This window comes from Dellaglioa sp. L3N (genome assembly GCF_054941095.1).
Genome location: NZ_CM142928.1, coordinates 1,504,554 through 1,519,867, shown reverse-complemented (window position 1 = coordinate 1,519,867; position 15,314 = coordinate 1,504,554). Strand labels below are relative to the sequence as shown.

The 15,314-nt window shown below is 32.9% G+C and carries 20 protein-coding genes and 1 pseudogene; 14 read left to right on the top strand and 7 right to left on the bottom strand.

Annotated features, from left to right (window positions below):
* The first annotated feature begins 144 nt into the window (after positions 1 to 144).
* The 13 genes and pseudogenes from ACVPPR_RS07830 (at position 145) to ACVPPR_RS07770 (ending at position 8,443) form a co-directional block, all read left to right on the top strand.
* Entirely contained in the window at positions 145 to 360 is a 216-nt protein-coding gene (locus ACVPPR_RS07830; protein ID WP_462304089.1) for a helix-turn-helix transcriptional regulator, read from the top strand.
* Position 361: 1 nt separating this feature from the next.
* Complete coding sequence (locus ACVPPR_RS07825) at positions 362 to 799, top strand: hypothetical protein (RefSeq protein WP_462304088.1); 438 nt, start codon at positions 362 to 364, stop codon at positions 797 to 799.
* A 31-nt stretch (positions 800 to 830) separates the two neighbouring features.
* Positions 831 to 1,535 (top strand): hypothetical protein, encoded by a 705-nt coding sequence (locus tag ACVPPR_RS07820; protein WP_462298785.1) that lies wholly within the window; start codon positions 831 to 833, stop codon positions 1,533 to 1,535.
* Positions 1,536 to 1,669: 134 nt separating this feature from the next.
* Positions 1,670 to 3,421, top strand: a complete 1,752-nt coding sequence (recQ, locus tag ACVPPR_RS07815; protein ID WP_462304087.1) for a DNA helicase RecQ — start codon at positions 1,670 to 1,672, stop codon at positions 3,419 to 3,421.
* Positions 3,422 to 3,441: 20 nt separating this feature from the next.
* On the top strand, positions 3,442 to 3,903 hold the full coding sequence (locus ACVPPR_RS07810) for an ASCH domain-containing protein (RefSeq protein ID WP_462298783.1): 462 nt from the start codon (positions 3,442 to 3,444) through the stop codon (positions 3,901 to 3,903).
* Positions 3,904 to 3,908: 5 nt separating this feature from the next.
* A complete protein-coding gene (locus ACVPPR_RS07805) occupies positions 3,909 to 4,289 on the top strand; it encodes a VOC family protein (RefSeq protein WP_462304086.1) in 381 nt (126 codons plus the stop codon).
* 117 nt (positions 4,290 to 4,406) lie between these two features.
* Positions 4,407 to 5,366 (top strand): Gfo/Idh/MocA family protein, encoded by a 960-nt coding sequence (locus ACVPPR_RS07800; protein WP_462304085.1) that lies wholly within the window; start codon positions 4,407 to 4,409, stop codon positions 5,364 to 5,366.
* Positions 5,367 to 5,388: 22 nt separating this feature from the next.
* Positions 5,389 to 5,595, top strand: a complete 207-nt coding sequence (locus ACVPPR_RS07795) for a hypothetical protein (protein ID WP_462304084.1) — start codon at positions 5,389 to 5,391, stop codon at positions 5,593 to 5,595.
* Positions 5,596 to 5,678: 83 nt separating this feature from the next.
* Positions 5,679 to 6,620 (top strand): annotated as a pseudogene (locus tag ACVPPR_RS07790) (glycoside hydrolase domain-containing protein); the annotation flags it as partial.
* Between the two features lie 25 nt (positions 6,621 to 6,645).
* Positions 6,646 to 6,960 carry a hypothetical protein gene (locus ACVPPR_RS07785; RefSeq protein WP_462304083.1) on the top strand — a complete coding sequence of 105 codons (315 nt, stop codon included), beginning with the start codon at positions 6,646 to 6,648 and terminating at the stop codon, positions 6,958 to 6,960.
* Positions 6,961 to 7,013: 53 nt separating this feature from the next.
* Positions 7,014 to 7,418 (top strand): hypothetical protein, encoded by a 405-nt coding sequence (locus tag ACVPPR_RS07780; RefSeq protein WP_462304082.1) that lies wholly within the window; start codon positions 7,014 to 7,016, stop codon positions 7,416 to 7,418.
* A gap of 25 nt (positions 7,419 to 7,443) precedes the next feature.
* Entirely contained in the window at positions 7,444 to 7,917 is a 474-nt protein-coding gene (locus ACVPPR_RS07775; protein ID WP_462304819.1) for a DUF805 domain-containing protein, read from the top strand.
* Between the two features lie 244 nt (positions 7,918 to 8,161).
* Positions 8,162 to 8,443 carry a helix-turn-helix domain-containing protein gene (locus ACVPPR_RS07770; RefSeq protein ID WP_462304081.1) on the top strand — a complete coding sequence of 94 codons (282 nt, stop codon included), beginning with the start codon at positions 8,162 to 8,164 and terminating at the stop codon, positions 8,441 to 8,443.
* A 105-nt stretch (positions 8,444 to 8,548) separates the two neighbouring features.
* Here ACVPPR_RS07770 and ACVPPR_RS07765 read toward each other — a convergent pair whose 3' ends face one another.
* From ACVPPR_RS07765 to ACVPPR_RS07745, 5 genes are all read right to left on the bottom strand, one after another.
* On the bottom strand, positions 8,549 to 8,761 hold the full coding sequence (locus tag ACVPPR_RS07765) for a transposase (RefSeq protein ID WP_462304818.1): 213 nt from the start codon (positions 8,759 to 8,761) through the stop codon (positions 8,549 to 8,551).
* Between the two features lie 37 nt (positions 8,762 to 8,798).
* A complete protein-coding gene (locus ACVPPR_RS07760; RefSeq protein WP_462304080.1) occupies positions 8,799 to 9,272 on the bottom strand; it encodes a transposase in 474 nt (157 codons plus the stop codon).
* Positions 9,187 to 9,819 carry a transposase family protein gene (locus ACVPPR_RS07755; RefSeq protein WP_462304079.1) on the bottom strand — a complete coding sequence of 211 codons (633 nt, stop codon included), beginning with the start codon at positions 9,817 to 9,819 and terminating at the stop codon, positions 9,187 to 9,189. The genes ACVPPR_RS07760 and ACVPPR_RS07755 overlap by 86 nt, the downstream gene beginning before the upstream one ends.
* Before the next feature lie 148 nt (positions 9,820 to 9,967).
* Entirely contained in the window at positions 9,968 to 10,579 is a 612-nt protein-coding gene (locus ACVPPR_RS07750; protein WP_462304078.1) for a recombinase family protein, read from the bottom strand.
* Positions 10,580 to 11,004: 425 nt separating this feature from the next.
* Complete coding sequence (locus ACVPPR_RS07745; protein WP_462304077.1) at positions 11,005 to 11,580, bottom strand: hypothetical protein; 576 nt, start codon at positions 11,578 to 11,580, stop codon at positions 11,005 to 11,007.
* A gap of 322 nt (positions 11,581 to 11,902) precedes the next feature.
* Between ACVPPR_RS07745 and ACVPPR_RS07740 the strand changes: the two genes are divergently transcribed.
* Positions 11,903 to 13,144, top strand: coding sequence for an ISL3 family transposase (locus tag ACVPPR_RS07740; RefSeq protein WP_462304076.1), 1,242 nt, complete (start codon positions 11,903 to 11,905; stop codon positions 13,142 to 13,144).
* An 85-nt stretch (positions 13,145 to 13,229) separates the two neighbouring features.
* On the opposite strand, the gene ACVPPR_RS07735 is transcribed toward ACVPPR_RS07740, so the two are convergent.
* Together ACVPPR_RS07735 and ACVPPR_RS07730 are read right to left on the bottom strand one after the other, a co-directional pair.
* Entirely contained in the window at positions 13,230 to 13,967 is a 738-nt protein-coding gene (locus tag ACVPPR_RS07735; protein ID WP_462304075.1) for a LytR/AlgR family response regulator transcription factor, read from the bottom strand.
* 3 nt (positions 13,968 to 13,970) lie between these two features.
* Positions 13,971 to 15,209 (bottom strand): sensor histidine kinase, encoded by a 1,239-nt coding sequence (locus ACVPPR_RS07730; protein WP_462304074.1) that lies wholly within the window; start codon positions 15,207 to 15,209, stop codon positions 13,971 to 13,973.
* Between the last annotated feature and the right edge of the window lie 105 nt (positions 15,210 to 15,314).

The following is a 15,314-nucleotide window of genomic DNA, read 5'->3' as shown; positions in this document are numbered from 1 at the left end:
AATGGCAACTTGGCCTCTAAGTAAACAATTTTTGTTTTTAAATTGTTTACTTAGAGGTTCTTTTTTGATTGACTTTAAAAAGTAATCGTCGTAATATGAAGTTGACTTCACATGAAGTTCATTTCATATCAAGAGGTGTTAATAATGCAAAATAAAGTTAAAGAGTATCGAACAGAACGTGAGCTAACGCAAGAACAGTTAGCTGAAAAAGTTCAAGTTTCCAGTCGAACGATTATTTCACTTGAAAAAGGGAAATATAAACCATCCATTATGTTAGCGTATCGTTTAAGTGTGTTGTTTGATTGTCAGATTGAAGACTTATTTCAATTAAAGGAAAACTTAGCATTGGAGGAGAGTTAAGATGAAAATTTATAGTTATCGACATTTTTTTGTGGGATTATTTTTTCTGGTTATGGGTGTTGGGTCCGTTTGGACAATCAATCTAAATTTTAAAGACACATTTGATTGGTTAGAGTTAGGAAAATCACTTTTTTACATCATTATTGCATTTGGAGTTGCAGTGGAAGAATTTTATAGTGCTTTTTTTAAAAAAGGGTTAAAAAAAGCTCAGTTAGAGGAAGAAGATGAACGAAATCAGTATATTAAACAATCTTTGAATGCGATGATTGGGAAAATTGCGTATAATATGATTTGGGGTTTATCAATCATTTTTGTTATTTTGTGGGCCATTTTTAAAATTAATACGTTAATGTGGTTAGCAATTGTTTTTTCAATGCTGTTCACAACATTGATGTTCATTTCGATTGGACTAGCGTTTTACTATGAAAAAAAGTTTTAATAATCTGAATAGATAATAGGTGAGATTTGACATGAGAAATAATATATTAATTTTTATTGGTTTTTTATTAGTCCTTTTTCTTGGTATTTTAGGATTTAAGACGTTGATTGAAGTTAAAGATACACAGCCAGTTGAATGGGCAGAAGTCTTACAGATTCAACCAGCTGGAAGTCTTGAATTAACAAAGAAACATAAGATTAATGCGGGAACAAATGGGCTACCTGTTCAAGCTAAAAAAGTGGTTGGTGGGGCGGCAATATTGCCACATAAAAGCTATTATGTTCCCGCTGATTGGACTGTTGGCAAAGGGTCAAAGAATACAGCCAATACGCGAATTTTGTTTCATTTGAAAAAGACTAATTTAGGAAAATCTAGTGTCCAAATAAATACAGCGGATGCTTATTCTGGTGGCGTGATACCTGCGACGGTACCTGTCAAAGTAGGGGTAATTCAAGATGCCCTACAGAAAAATCGTGGGACCTTTAAGAAAACGTCGACTGTCAGAATTGGGCAAAATAGTTGGTACTTAAGTGTTATTCTTGAGCCTAAAACGAATTCGATTGACTATATTTATTATCGAATTGAAGATACAGAGAGTGTCACTGATTCGACGATTGTAGTCGATTACAGTGCCAAGCTCAGGGCAGCACAACGAAATCCTGAGATGCTGAAAATTAATTTAAGCCGGGTTGAAGCAGTGATTAATACATTTTCTAAAACATCGGTGGCATCTTGATTTATTAACAAATCCGTTCCAACTAAGGTGCCTCTCAACTTGAGAAGGCATCTTTTTCATATCTCCAAAATAACCTATGCTATAATTTAGTTAGAGAGAATCATCGAGGAAAATGAGCAGAGAGAAAGGACCCTATGAATCCACAATCAGTTTTAAAAGAAAAATTTGGTTATGATAATTTTCGTCAAGGTCAACAAGAAGTTATTGATGGCATTTTGGCCGGCGAAGACGTCTTAGCCATTATGCCGACGGGTGGCGGGAAGTCACTATGTTACCAAATTCCGGCACTTATCTTAGATGGTTTAACGTTAGTTGTTTCACCATTAATTTCATTAATGAAGGATCAGGTTGATGCTTTAAATGAAAATGGGATTCCGGCAACATTTATTAATAGTACGTTAGATTATATGGAAGTTCGTGAACGCTTCAATCAAGCAGCACGTGGTGACGTTAAATTGCTGTATGTCTCACCAGAACGATTAGATTCTAATGATTTTATGGCAGAGTTATCACAGTTGAAGATTGATCTCGTCGCAATTGATGAAGCGCATTGTATTTCACAATGGGGGCATGATTTTCGACCTAGCTATTTACGTTTGACGGAAACGATTCAGCGACTAAGTTCAAATCCGACGATTATCGCACTAACGGCTACGGCAACAACACAGGTAGCCGCTGATATTATGCAACGTTTAGCAATCACGCATGAAGTTAAAACGGGATTTTCACGTGAGAATTTAGCTTTTCAAGTTGTTAAAAATCAAAATAGTGATCGTTTTTTACTTGATTATTTAAAAGCGCAGAAGCAACAATCTGGTATTATTTATGCCAGTACGCGTAAAGAAGTGGAACGGTTAACGAAATTAATTAAAAAAGCTAAAATTAAAGTAGCAATGTATCATGGCGGTATGAAGGAAGACGAACGCCGTCAGAATCAGGAAGATTTCCTGTATGATCGGGTTCAAGTTATGGTTGCGACGAATGCTTTTGGGATGGGGATTGATAAGAGTAATGTCCGGTTTGTTATCCATGACCAAATTCCGGGTAGTTTGGAAGCTTACTACCAAGAAGCGGGGCGTGCCGGACGTGATGGGTTACCCAGTGAAGCCATTTTACTTTTTAATTTAAAAGATGTTCAAATTCAACATTTTTTCATTGATCAATCTGAAATGGATGACGTTAATAAAAAACATGAATATTTGAAATTACAAGAAATGACGCAATATGCGAATACGCAACAATGTTTACAACAAACAATTGTCAACTATTTTGGCGATGAAGCGCCAGAGTGTGGCCGTTGCAGTAATTGTTTAGACACACGAGAGGCGCAGGATATTTCGATCGATGCGCAGAAAGTATTATCATGTGTTAAACGAATGGGTGAACATTTTGGTAAAGGGTTAGTTGCGCAAGTTTTGACTGGTTCAAAAGTGCAAAAGGTCATGCAATTTAGATTCGATGAATTACCAACTTATGGGCTAATGAAAGACCAATCACAAAAAGAAGTTTCCGGGTTAATTGACTACTTGGTTGCATCAGGTTTCTTACAAGCTTCAAGCGGGCAATATCCAGTTTTACAGCTTGCGGTAGATGGTGTTGGGGTTTTGAAAGGTGAAACTAAAGTTACCCGTAAAATGGCCGTTAAAGTTAAGCAGACATTACCAGAAGATAATGAGTTATTTGAAGAGTTAAGACAATTACGACGAGAACTGGCAGAAGAACAAGGTGTCCCACCATTTGTTATTTTCTCGGATAAAACGTTGTATTCAATGTGCGAGATCATGCCAGAAACGTTAACAGACATGTTAGATGTTAAAGGTGTTGGTGAAAGTAAGTTGGAAAAATATGGCGAGTTATTCTTAGATATTTTAAACGCAGAAGATTAAATTCTTGAAGGAGAGTTCACATGACAATTTATGATTATTGGCAAGCATTCAAAAAAGCAAACAAGATTGAACATGACAATTATGATGCCTGGGCATTTGGCAATACAAAAAAGCAATCGTTGGAACTAGGACAATTAGTTTTAGATGGTCTTAAAACGGCAACGTCATCAGCTTATGGACTATATTTTGATGAAGAGCCATTGCCTAAAGTTGGCGATTATAACGTGATTGTGGATTATAAAGATAATCCAATGGCGATTACGAAAACGACTAAAGTTTACGTTACACCATTTAACGAAGTTACTGAAGAACATGCTTTCCTTGAAGGCGAAGATGACCGAACTTTGGCTTACTGGCGCAGCATTCATGAACCTTTTTTTGAAGAAGATTTAGAAAGTGTTCACAAGAAATTTGATGAAAAAACGCCTGTTTTATGTGAAGAGTTTGAATTAGTTTTCCCAATTGAAACGCCGGAGGCATAAAATGAATGAAAATTGAACATATTGGCTTATGGGTGAAGAATCTAGAAGGAATGCGTGATTTTTATGTTACGCATTTTCAAGCAACTTTTGGTGAACGTTACGATAATGTGACCAAAGGTTTTTCATCCTATTTTATGCGTTTTCCGGATGGTCAAGAGCGGCTGGAAATTATGACGAGAATGGATATTACAAAGCAGTATCCTGCTGGATTTGGTTATGCTCATTTGGCATTTTCTGTCGGGAGTCACGCAATGGTTGACCAGCTAGTTGCTGATTTGAAAACGGCTGGGGTTAATGTTATTAGTGGGCCTCGGACAACGGGTGATGGCTATTATGAAGCTGTTATTTTGGATCCCGAAGGAAATCAGATTGAGATTGTGGGTTAAGTAATGACATTCACTTTGTTGAGTGTTATTTTTTTGCTTAAAATTAAGGTTGGCGCCTAGTAGGTTAGTCATTTATAATGAAATTTGAAAACGTTTAAAAAGAAATGAGGGATGATAATGAATTTTGGCATAATTGGCTACGGAAATATCGCAAAGCGATTTTTTAGAAGTATTCAATATACGCAAAATGGCCAAGTGACGGCTATTGGTTCGAAGTCATTAGATAACGATGTCGTGTTTAAAGCAGAGAATCCAAAGATAAGCGTTTATGATTCTTACCAAGCTGTTTTAGAGGATGACACGATTGATGGCGTTTATATTGCGTTACCTCATATTTTGCACAAAGAGTGGTCATTAAAGGCGTTAGCGCTGAAAATACCAGTTTTATGTGAAAAACCGGCTGTATTAACAACAGTGGATATGAAAGAGATTGAAATGGCGTCAATTGAAAATCAAACCTTATTCGTTGAGGCATTCAAAACCAAATTTAACGTCGGAATGACACATTTAAAAGAAGACCTAGTGCTAATTGGCCCCATTCAAACGGTATCTGCAAACTTTTGTTCCAACGCAATTCCAACACAAAAAGAAACCTCGTATTTATTACAAAAAGGGCAGGGTGGCGCATTAAATGATATTGGGACTTATCCAATTGGCTTTGTATTAGATATTTTAGGTGCTTCTATTTTGAAGATTGAACCCACGATAGCAATGAAAAATGGAATTGATGAAAGTTTCTCGGCAACCCTCTATTTTGAAAATGGGAGTCAAGCATTTATTGAGGGCGCAATTAATGAAGCTAAAGAACGCGTAGCTATTATTACTGGAAAGCAAGGGCGTATCACGATTCCAATGTATAATAGAATTCAAGATTATATGATTGAATTAAATCAAGGGCAAGCGATTGAACGTGAGTATTCTATTGTTGGGGATGATATGACACTTGAAATTCAGGGCTTTATCGATTTAGTTGAAGCAGGAGCCAGTGTTTGTGACAGACATAGTTTACAGGATACGTTTGATATTATTCAGGTGATTGAGGAGATTAGGGCTGAGAGTGGAGCTGTTGAGCTTTAGGTAGGTTTGCTGAGGAACTTGTATGATGGAAATTCCAAATAATAGAGATGACTTATTGACAATTCCTGAAGGCAAAACGTTTGATCGTAAAAGTTCGAAGTATGCTCTTAATAAATTAGCTAATATATTAAATGTATTTGTAGATGGTGTCTCTGTAGCCTTGGGTATACGAGATGAAAAGTTTGAGGGGATTAATTTTTTAGCGTCAAAGAAACAAAATAATTTTTAACAAAAATGCTCCGAGTTGCCTGTTTTTGTTAAAGTAGTATACTAATTTTGTAATCTAATAAACTTTAAGGGACGTGATTTTCGATGGAAAAACAAGTTCGTGATGCAAAGGTTTTAGAAGTACAAAAATGGTTAAATACAACGTATAGTTCTGTAGCTGGTTATGAAAAAGTAACTGAAAATGGGAATACTGGTTGGGGTACGATTTATAGTTTAAGAGAAGGACTTCAACATGAATTAGGACTTTCGCCAGTTGCGGAGGGATTTGGTGAACAAACCGAAGCCGCATTAAAGCCAATTATTAGTTCATTAAAAGTTGGGTACAAGGGAAATATTGCTAAATTAATTCAAGGTGCATTTTGGTGTAAAGGAATAAACCCTGTAGATTTTAATACAACCTTTAGTGCTGATACATCGGCAGCCGTTGTTTTACTGCAAATAGATGCAGGATTATCTGGAAATGGTATTGTTACAGTTGAATTTATGAAAGCATTATTTGATATGATGGCATTTTCATTAGTTGAAAATGGTGATACTCATATTCGAACAATGCAACAAGAATTAAATCATGATTATACAGCTTACTTTGGTATATTACCTTGTGATGGAATCTACCAAAGAGACACGAACACTGCTTTAATTTACGCTCTTCAAGCAGAAGAAGGTATGGATACTGATACGGCCAATGGCGCTTATGGACCCGCAACAATTGCTGCAACACCCACAGTTAATTCAGGTGAAACTGGGAAAATAGTTCGATTAATTCAGTGGGGACTTTATGTTAATGGATTTAATCAAAAGGCTGAATTTAATAGCTCATTCGATACTTATACCGCAACAGAAGTAGAAGTATTTAGAAAATTTATGATGCTAACACCTTATTCAAGTACAGCTGATTTAACTGTTATTAAAGGTTTATTAACAAGTAATGGGAATACGAGTCGTGATTCTATTGCATTTGATACGGCAACGCAATTATCATTAGCCGAAATTAAAGCCTTAAAAGCAGTAGATTTTACCATCGTTGGGTCGATATCTAATAGGTTTTCCGATGCCTGAGGATTGGGATTTTGACCAATTTACTGAGTACACACAAGGTGGGGTTGATATTGATCAAGTCGCTTCTTCTGAAAAAGATCTTGGATGTAAAACGTTCGATACAAGTAAGAGTGAACGTTTTGATGATAAAGTTAAGCAATTAATTAAAACTAATTCAACGTTTAGTCCAATGGCTGATGTAGAGTTTGAAATAGATAAAACCTATAGTTATTTTGCGCCAGGCATGGATATTTGGATTACGACCACAAGTAAATGGGAAGCAAAAACAGAAAAAATTTATTGTTTACTATTAAGAATGGGAAAATAGAAGACACTTTTGGATCATCTGTACTAAATCCATCTAGTCCATTTTATAATCCTTTGGAATTAATAGAGGTAGAACAAGCAGTCAATAAAACGTCTAAGCAATTAGTAAATGGAACAATCGTCTACGGAATAGCGACACGTACTGAAGAACCGAACCAAATTGGACTTAAAATAACGTATAATTTCACGATAGAGAATGGTGGAGTATCAGAAGAGGTATCAGCGACATTTGAATTATATTATAAACAAGTTGCGGGTGAGCCTTATCCGGTAGACTCTTATAATAAGCTTTGGAATTACATTGAAGATGAGGCATTCGACTTTGCGGGCGAATTAAATAAATTTGCGATGAATATGGGTAAGGTAGTCATAGTTATTGTCCCAATAGGAGAAGCAATACTAACATATTTAACGGATTCTTTTGGAGAACTTGTAACTAGTGTACCAATAATACCCTAATAGGTTAATTATGGAGGATAGTTAAATTTTTTTAATAAAAACGTATATAAATTTTTTTAAACATTATTTTGATTTTCGTGGAAAAAGTACAAGAATAGAATTTTGGATTTTATTTATTACTACTAATTGTATAAATTCAATATTAGAGATATACATTTATGGTAGTAATTATGCTTTTAAGTCATTCGTAATGAGCTTGGTAATGGCACCAAGACAAAATATATTAATAATACCATCTGTAAAATCATATTTGGTATTATTAATATTAGGTTTATATGAGTTGGCAATGTTAATACCGATGATTTCAATAGCTTTTCGACGGGCTAATGATGCTGGTATTCAAAAGAGATGGTATGTATTAATTTTAATAGGAAAGCTTTTAATATATTTTATTATTATTAAAGGTATGATTAATCAAATTGTTTATATTGTGACTTTTATGACGCTTTCTTTGATTCAGTTATACGTACTAATTAAACCGTCTAAAGAACTTGGTTAATATCTATATGGAATTTTGGTATGTAGAAGATATATATGATTTATTGAGAGAAAAAAATTTCACTGGAATTTGGAGTGCCCTAATAAAGTTGGACTTAAAAATCTAACTTTATTGGGGTGTTTTTTATGACAAAATATGACATAGATTTTAAATCTAAAATGGTGAGCTTATACTTAAGTTCATCTTATAGTTACAAAACTCTATCGGATGAATTTAATGTTTCGGCACAAAATATTGGGTTTGCTTGGTTGAAGAACATGGGTATATTGGGTTGCACCATGTATCACGACAGCATCAACCTATTAAATTTAAATTAGAAGTCATTAAATATGCATTAAATACAGGATTAGGACCTAATAAAATTGCTTCTCATTTTTTAATATCTCCTTCAACTTTTCAAAGATGGTTCAATATTTATCAAAAACACGGTATAGTTGGCTTAAAAGCATTAGAAAAGAGACAGACCATCATGATAAATAAAAAAAGAAGTATAAAATTGAAGACAATAATAAAAATAAAAAAATAGAAGAACTTGAAAACGAACTTCAGTTAGTAAAAATGGAACGTGATATCTTAAAAAAATTGGCTCTTTGTCAACTGTTGTTGGTAAATGATATTATGAAGGTTCTAATCACTTAGTGATTAGGCCTTTTTTTGTATGGATCTTAAGGGTATAAAATATTCTAATACGAAATCTATGGAAGTTTCTGAAGCCGAAGCTAGCGCGTTTAATTATTTTAATTTTATTGTTTGTGCCTTCTAAAAGACCATTTGAATATTGATAATCAAAGATGTTTTTAATTTCGGAATGATGTAAAAATAACGTTTCAATACTTTTTGTCATTTCTTCAGAACAGCCTTCAGTATTGTTAAGTGCCAAATCATAGCCAATTTTTTAGGTGAATAGACGATCTTATTTGGTTCATGAGTTCATATGATTTTTTTAATTCAGGGTGTAGCGTTAATAAATGGTCAATGACATCTATTTCTGTTGTTAAGTATGGAAAATAGGTCCATTTTTTAAAATTCTTGTAATCCAGACTCTTGGAAGGTTTTAGTAATAGTTTCCAGTAACGTTTAAGTGCTTTGTAGTCCTGAGATGATGTTGGAAGTTCCTTCATCAGTCTAATTCTTGTCTTAGTGAATCCACGATTCACTGAATTTATAATATGAAATTTATCAATAACAACAAGTGCATTAGGGAAGACTTCTTTGGCCAATTTAGGATAAGTATAATTCATATCAGTTACGATAATTTTCACATTTTTTCTAGCTGCAGCTGAATAACGATAAAAATAACGTTGAATCTGATAGAGGCGTCGAAAAGATAAAAGATAAAAGATCAATGAATTCATGATTACTAGCATCCATGAATTCAAAACTCATAGCATCTGTAGCTGATTTAGTACTCTTGACTTCGTCAAGAAGTAATACCTGAGGTAAAAACTTGTAATTAGGTTTGAAATCTCGTTCAGAGCTCATTAAAATACGACCTACAAAGGAATCAGAAGTCGAAATTTCATCAGCAATGTGAGTTAAAGAAACGGGTTCTGCCAATTTAGTTAAACAGAGTTTCCTAGAAGTATTGGAAATCGTACAGTTCTTAGGAATTGCACTAGTTTGGGCTAAAAAGTATGATTGACACTCATTACATTTAAAATATCTGTGTTTGAGTGATAGGATAATACTTTTTCCTAGTACCTTAGGATAACGAATGGTTGTTTGGCGCCAACCATACTTGATTATCTGACCTTCCTGCTTAATACCGCAGTTGGGACAAGCCTTTGGCTGGTAATCGAGAATACCGTTAAACCTAGTAATACCATCATTTGATGTGTCATAATCAATAATCGTTAGATTATTGTCTTCTATTCCAAGCCAAAATTTAGTATGATTAGACATGCGGAGATTCCTTCTTTCTTATTAGTTTTTCTGTGGTAGGTGAAATGGATAGTGGAACCAGGATGAACCCGTACCCAAAAGTCTTATGGCTTTTGGTTTTTTTTGTTATTATACAAAAAAACTGTCATCAGTAATAGAATAAAATCTATTACCAACAACAGATATTGTAGACCTTATTTTTTTGTAGTGACTCCAATTCAATCTGTTGCTTAATCCTAAAGAGGGTCGCTTTAGAAGTATTAAAAGCTTCAGTGGTTTCTTTAATAGAATGGTTTTGATAATATTCATAAATTGCCATTTCATGTGGGCCAATCTTTCGTTTAGGGCGACCTTCTTTAAACTTAGAATTGTGTTTCTTGGAATATTCTTTACCTGCATGGGTTCGTTCGACAATCATAGCACGTTCCATCTCGGCGACTGATAACAGAGTTCGAACAATCATTTTGCCCATTGGTGTATTTTCGATAGTCCCTAGATTGAGAACTTTAATACTAATATTTTGATCTAGTAATGGTTCAATAATATTTAAGGCTTCACGCGTATTTCGAGCGAACCGATCAAGCTTGGTAATGACTAAAGTATCACCACTAGAAATTGTGTTTAATAGTAGATCAAAAGTAGGTCGATGAGTGGTTGTGCCAGTAAATTTTTCAGAATAGATATTTTGAGGATCAACCCCAGCAACGACTAATTGAGAAATTTGTTCTTCTAAATTTTGACTTGAAGTTGAAACCCGAGCGTAACCATAAATATTAAGCATAAATATCACCCTTTTATGAGACTAAGAATGTGAGACCTTGTAAATCCCAATATAACACACTTTTAAATAAGTCTCAAAAACTGTTCAGTTTATGGAACAACAAACTTAAGATGAAATATACGTAGTAAACAATCTGTTTAAAAGTTATTGATAAGAATAAAAAAATAAGATAATTTACAGTATTGTAAATTATCTTATTTTTATGTTTATTGAATTATCTTAGTGGTTAATTAAACACCACCATGTTGGATCGATAGTATCTGTAGTTGAAATGATTTCGAAGTTCATGAGTATTCACCACCTTATAATAAGAAATATTTACGATAGTATTTTAGTGATTGATTAAGCACCACCACGTTGGATCGACAGTATCTGTAGTTGAAATGATTTTGAAGTTCATGAGTATTTACCACCTTATAAATAAGCTATTTTGATGCTGTGATATTCCCGCCATTTGTTTTAATTGTTAGTGTATTCTTTGAGATTGAATCTTGCGATTTGTTGGTAAATTTATTTTCTCCACCATTAGTATCAAAATTACGCTTAAAGTTTGTACTATTGATATTTTTTATCTGAATATTTCCGCCATTCGTTACAATAGAAATATCTTTGCTCTTATGGTTGCTACTTGGAATTGAAATATTAATGGTATGCTGTTCATCTGTATGTTTGTTGATGAATGAATTCTCTTTGTTATCAATAAAATCAAAGACTAAATTCTTACCTTTTTTTTGTTCCTGTCTATTTCTCTGCAGAGCTGCTGGGCTAAAATATCCATTCAATTTAATGTTCGGTTGAGAATCATTGGTAAAAGTTAGATTAACGTCGTTTCCATCAGAATATAGTTTCACAACTTTCGTTGAATTGTTGGCAGATACTTCGGTATGGTAATAAGATAACTTACTTTTGTTTTGATACATGTAAATGCCTGTTCCGATACAAATGCACAACACGATAATCAGTGATCCGATTATGATATTCCTTTTTTTATTTTTCTTCATTTATTTTCATCTCCTATGAACACTAGTATACGTTCATTTTTATTTTCGCTAGACAGATTTTCTTAAGTGGTAAAATATTCTCTTAAATGGTAAAAATATAATATAAACGCCATGTTAGTTACATTTACAAATAAAAAATGGCAGCCACTACTAATTAGGTAGTAGGCTGCCATTTTTTATGAGTTATTTTATTTGGCTCTACAATATTTGTTGTTGGTGATAGAAAATCTATCACTGGCGGCAATTTTTTTATATAATAATACAAAAAAGGGAACTTCGTTTCCTTTAATGGCCAGCCAGCCCAAAAGAAAGAGGTCCCCTCATGATTAATCATACTAAAGTTTTACTTGGAATAGAAGACCCAAATATTATAATTGATAATAATTTAGCTATTCAGTCTAATTCTGATAGTACTATTTTTATTTATGGTACTTTAAATTATCGTCCTAAAGCTTGCCAAAAATGTGGCGTTATCAATACCAATCAGATTATTAATTATGGTTGGCGAACTGTTTCGGTTCGCTTACCTCGTTCATTTGAACGGACTATTATTCTTAAATTACGCAAACAAAATTTTCACTGTAAAACATGCCATGGTTACTTTTTGGCACAAACAACGCTCACAACAAAACATTGTTCCATTTCACTTAACTGCCGTAAAGCATGTATTGAAAAATTAAAAGAAACGAGTTCTATGACCCATATCGCAAAAGAACTCGCTACTTCGACTAACTACGTTAGTCGTGTGCTTGCTTTAACCAAACATGATTTCAAAGTGAATTTAAATTATTTACCAGAAGTTCTTCTTTTCGATGAGATTAAAACAACAAAAGATGCCTTAAGCTTTGAATATATGGATGCCAAAACTCACGAATTAATTGATTTAATCGAGGCACGAACCATCTATCAGATTACCAAACACTTTAATCGTTATGTTAAAACTGCACGTGATAACGTCAAAATAATTGTGACAGATATGAATTATACCTATCCTAAACTAGCTGAAACGTTGTTTCCTAATGCCATTGTTGTATATGATCGATTTCATATTGTTCAATCTATGACTAGAGCTTTCAATCAAACTAGAATTCAAGTTATGAAAAAACTTACAGTAAGTTCCCAATCCTACAAACAATTAAAACGATATTGGAAATTGTTATTAAAACCAATGAGCCAATTAAATTATAAGAATTTTCGTCATTGGTCTTACTTCAAAGAATGGCAAACTGAAACAGATCTAATTCAAAATCTACTAGCTATTGATCCAATCTTAGCTAATACCTATGATTGTCTTCAAAATAGCTTAACTGCCATCCGTAATAAAGATTGGTCAAAACTTAATTATCAGTTAACTAACGCCAAAGGCGTTTCAGAACAATTTCAAAAGGTAACTGTATCACTCATGAAACAACCAGATTATTTAAAAAATGCGCTACGATATCCCTATTCTAACGGTCCTTTAGAAGGACTTAACAATAAACTAAAAGTAATTAAGCGCAATGCTTATGGGTTTAAAAATTTTAGCCAGTATCGTTTACGTATTTTGAGTACAATTAAATTTTAAGCAAAAAAAGAAACCTGTTATCAAATAACAGATTTCTCAATGACAATTTCACCAACAACAGTTGACAAAGAGCCTTTTATTTAAACTAGATTGCTGCTAAACCATCTAAAACTGTTTTTAATTTACGTCTGGAAAGGTAACAAGTAGAGCCATTCTTTAAAATAATTAAATTATTTTTTTTATCAACATAATCAATATAATCCAGATTAACAATGAAAGATCGATGGCAGCGGATAAAGTTTTGTGGGAGTTTCTTTTGAACTTCTTTCAAATCACCATTAAAGTTAATACGTTTATCTATACTATGGACTATTATTTTATGAGGACTAGTGACTTCAAAAAATGTGATTTTTTCTTCATCTATAAATAATAGTTTATCTTCAGATGTAACATTAAAAATTTTTTTATGGGTTGTATCGGTACCAAGTTGTTTTTTTATTGTTTCAAAACAAGCAGCAATTTCTTGACTTATTTTGAGTGGATCATCTTTAAGTATGTACTCAAGTGCAGCTACTTTGTAGTGAAAGGTTTGGAAAGCCATCTCTGCATGAGTTGTTATAAAGATAATATATCCGTTGCTATCCAGTTTTCTAATTTCTTGAGCCAAACTGAAGCCATTTAAATCAGGGTTATTTAAATCGATATCAAAAAAATATATACCTATTGTAATATTATTGGTTACTGCTTGAATAATCTCGGTAGGATCGGCTGTTGATTTTGCTATGGACATATCAAAGTCTTCAATTATTATTTTCTTCTTAATAATATTTTCAATATTTTTTCTTTGATTATCATTGTCTTCACAAATATATATAGGAATCAATGGCTAGGCTTCTTTCAATATAATGATTTTTTGAGTGAGAATCATGTTTTCTATTGTAGTTTCTAATGACATATTTGGAGCCTCGTTAATAATTCGTTCAACCTCAGATAGACCTATCCCACGGTGTGCTCCTTTAGTACTGTATCCTTTAGTACTGTATCCTTTAGTAAATATTGTATCAATATTAATATTTTGAGAAACAGTATTCTTTATAAAAAAGGTTATCTTATTCTTTTCACTAAATATAACTACATCTACAACTTTACTAGGATTACTTCTTTTAGAAGTTTCTTCTAAGGCGTTATCTAGTAATATACCAATGCATCTATTAAAATCAAATAAATTAATGGGTAAATCAGTAACTGGATTGACGATTTCTATGTTTATTGAAATACCTAATGTATCGGCTTTAGTAATTTTCAAAGAAAGTAAACCTTTTAATTCAATTATTTTCATATTTGTTAGTGATTTTAACTGAAAAGATTTCTTGTTTTGTTCGGAGTTAATATGTTCAATCTCTTTATAATAATATTTTTTCAAACCGGCCATATCATTATCTTCGATATACCCCGATAAACTTCCATAAATATTTATAAAATCATGTCTGAATTGACGTTGTGTATTTTCCAATTCTTCAAGAGAGCTCAAATATTCTTTTAGTTGATTGTTAATGATTTTTTCATAACGTAGTTTCTCTAGTGTTTTATTACGATAGATCCATGAAATAATAAAAATGATACAGGTAATTGTGATAATGAGCATTAATAATGCACTGTTAGTAATTAGCGAATTTGATCTATTATTTGAGAGGTTATCCGATTTTATTATTGTTATAAAGAAAATAATTATCATACTTAGCATCAAACTACTTATTTTTAAGCTATCGTGATTTTTTAGCAAACCGGAATCTAGTTTATATTGTCGATAAAGATAGGAGATTCCCCGTGAAGTACTAAGCGAGAATAATATCGGATTAATGGTATTTATGCAAATCCAAAAAAAATTACTTTCTTGCGTTATATAGGATAATCCCATTATTTTAAAGAGCAGCAATTCACTTAACTGTATTCCTAGTGCAAGTAGTAAGAAGACAAATAGAACAGCAGGGAGCTGTTCTATTGAGTGCTTCCTGATAAAAAAATATAAAGTCGCAACCAACATTTCGATACTAATCAAATAAATTAGTATTATATTTGCACCAATCAGACTAATAGACCAAATTACTATTGCTTGTATAAACATTGTAATTAAACCGACTATAAGGCTGTCTTTTTTTGTAATACTGCCTGGTAAAGATTGCAGACAAATTAGATAGCCTATGGTATATGTTAAAAGAATAAACAGCAC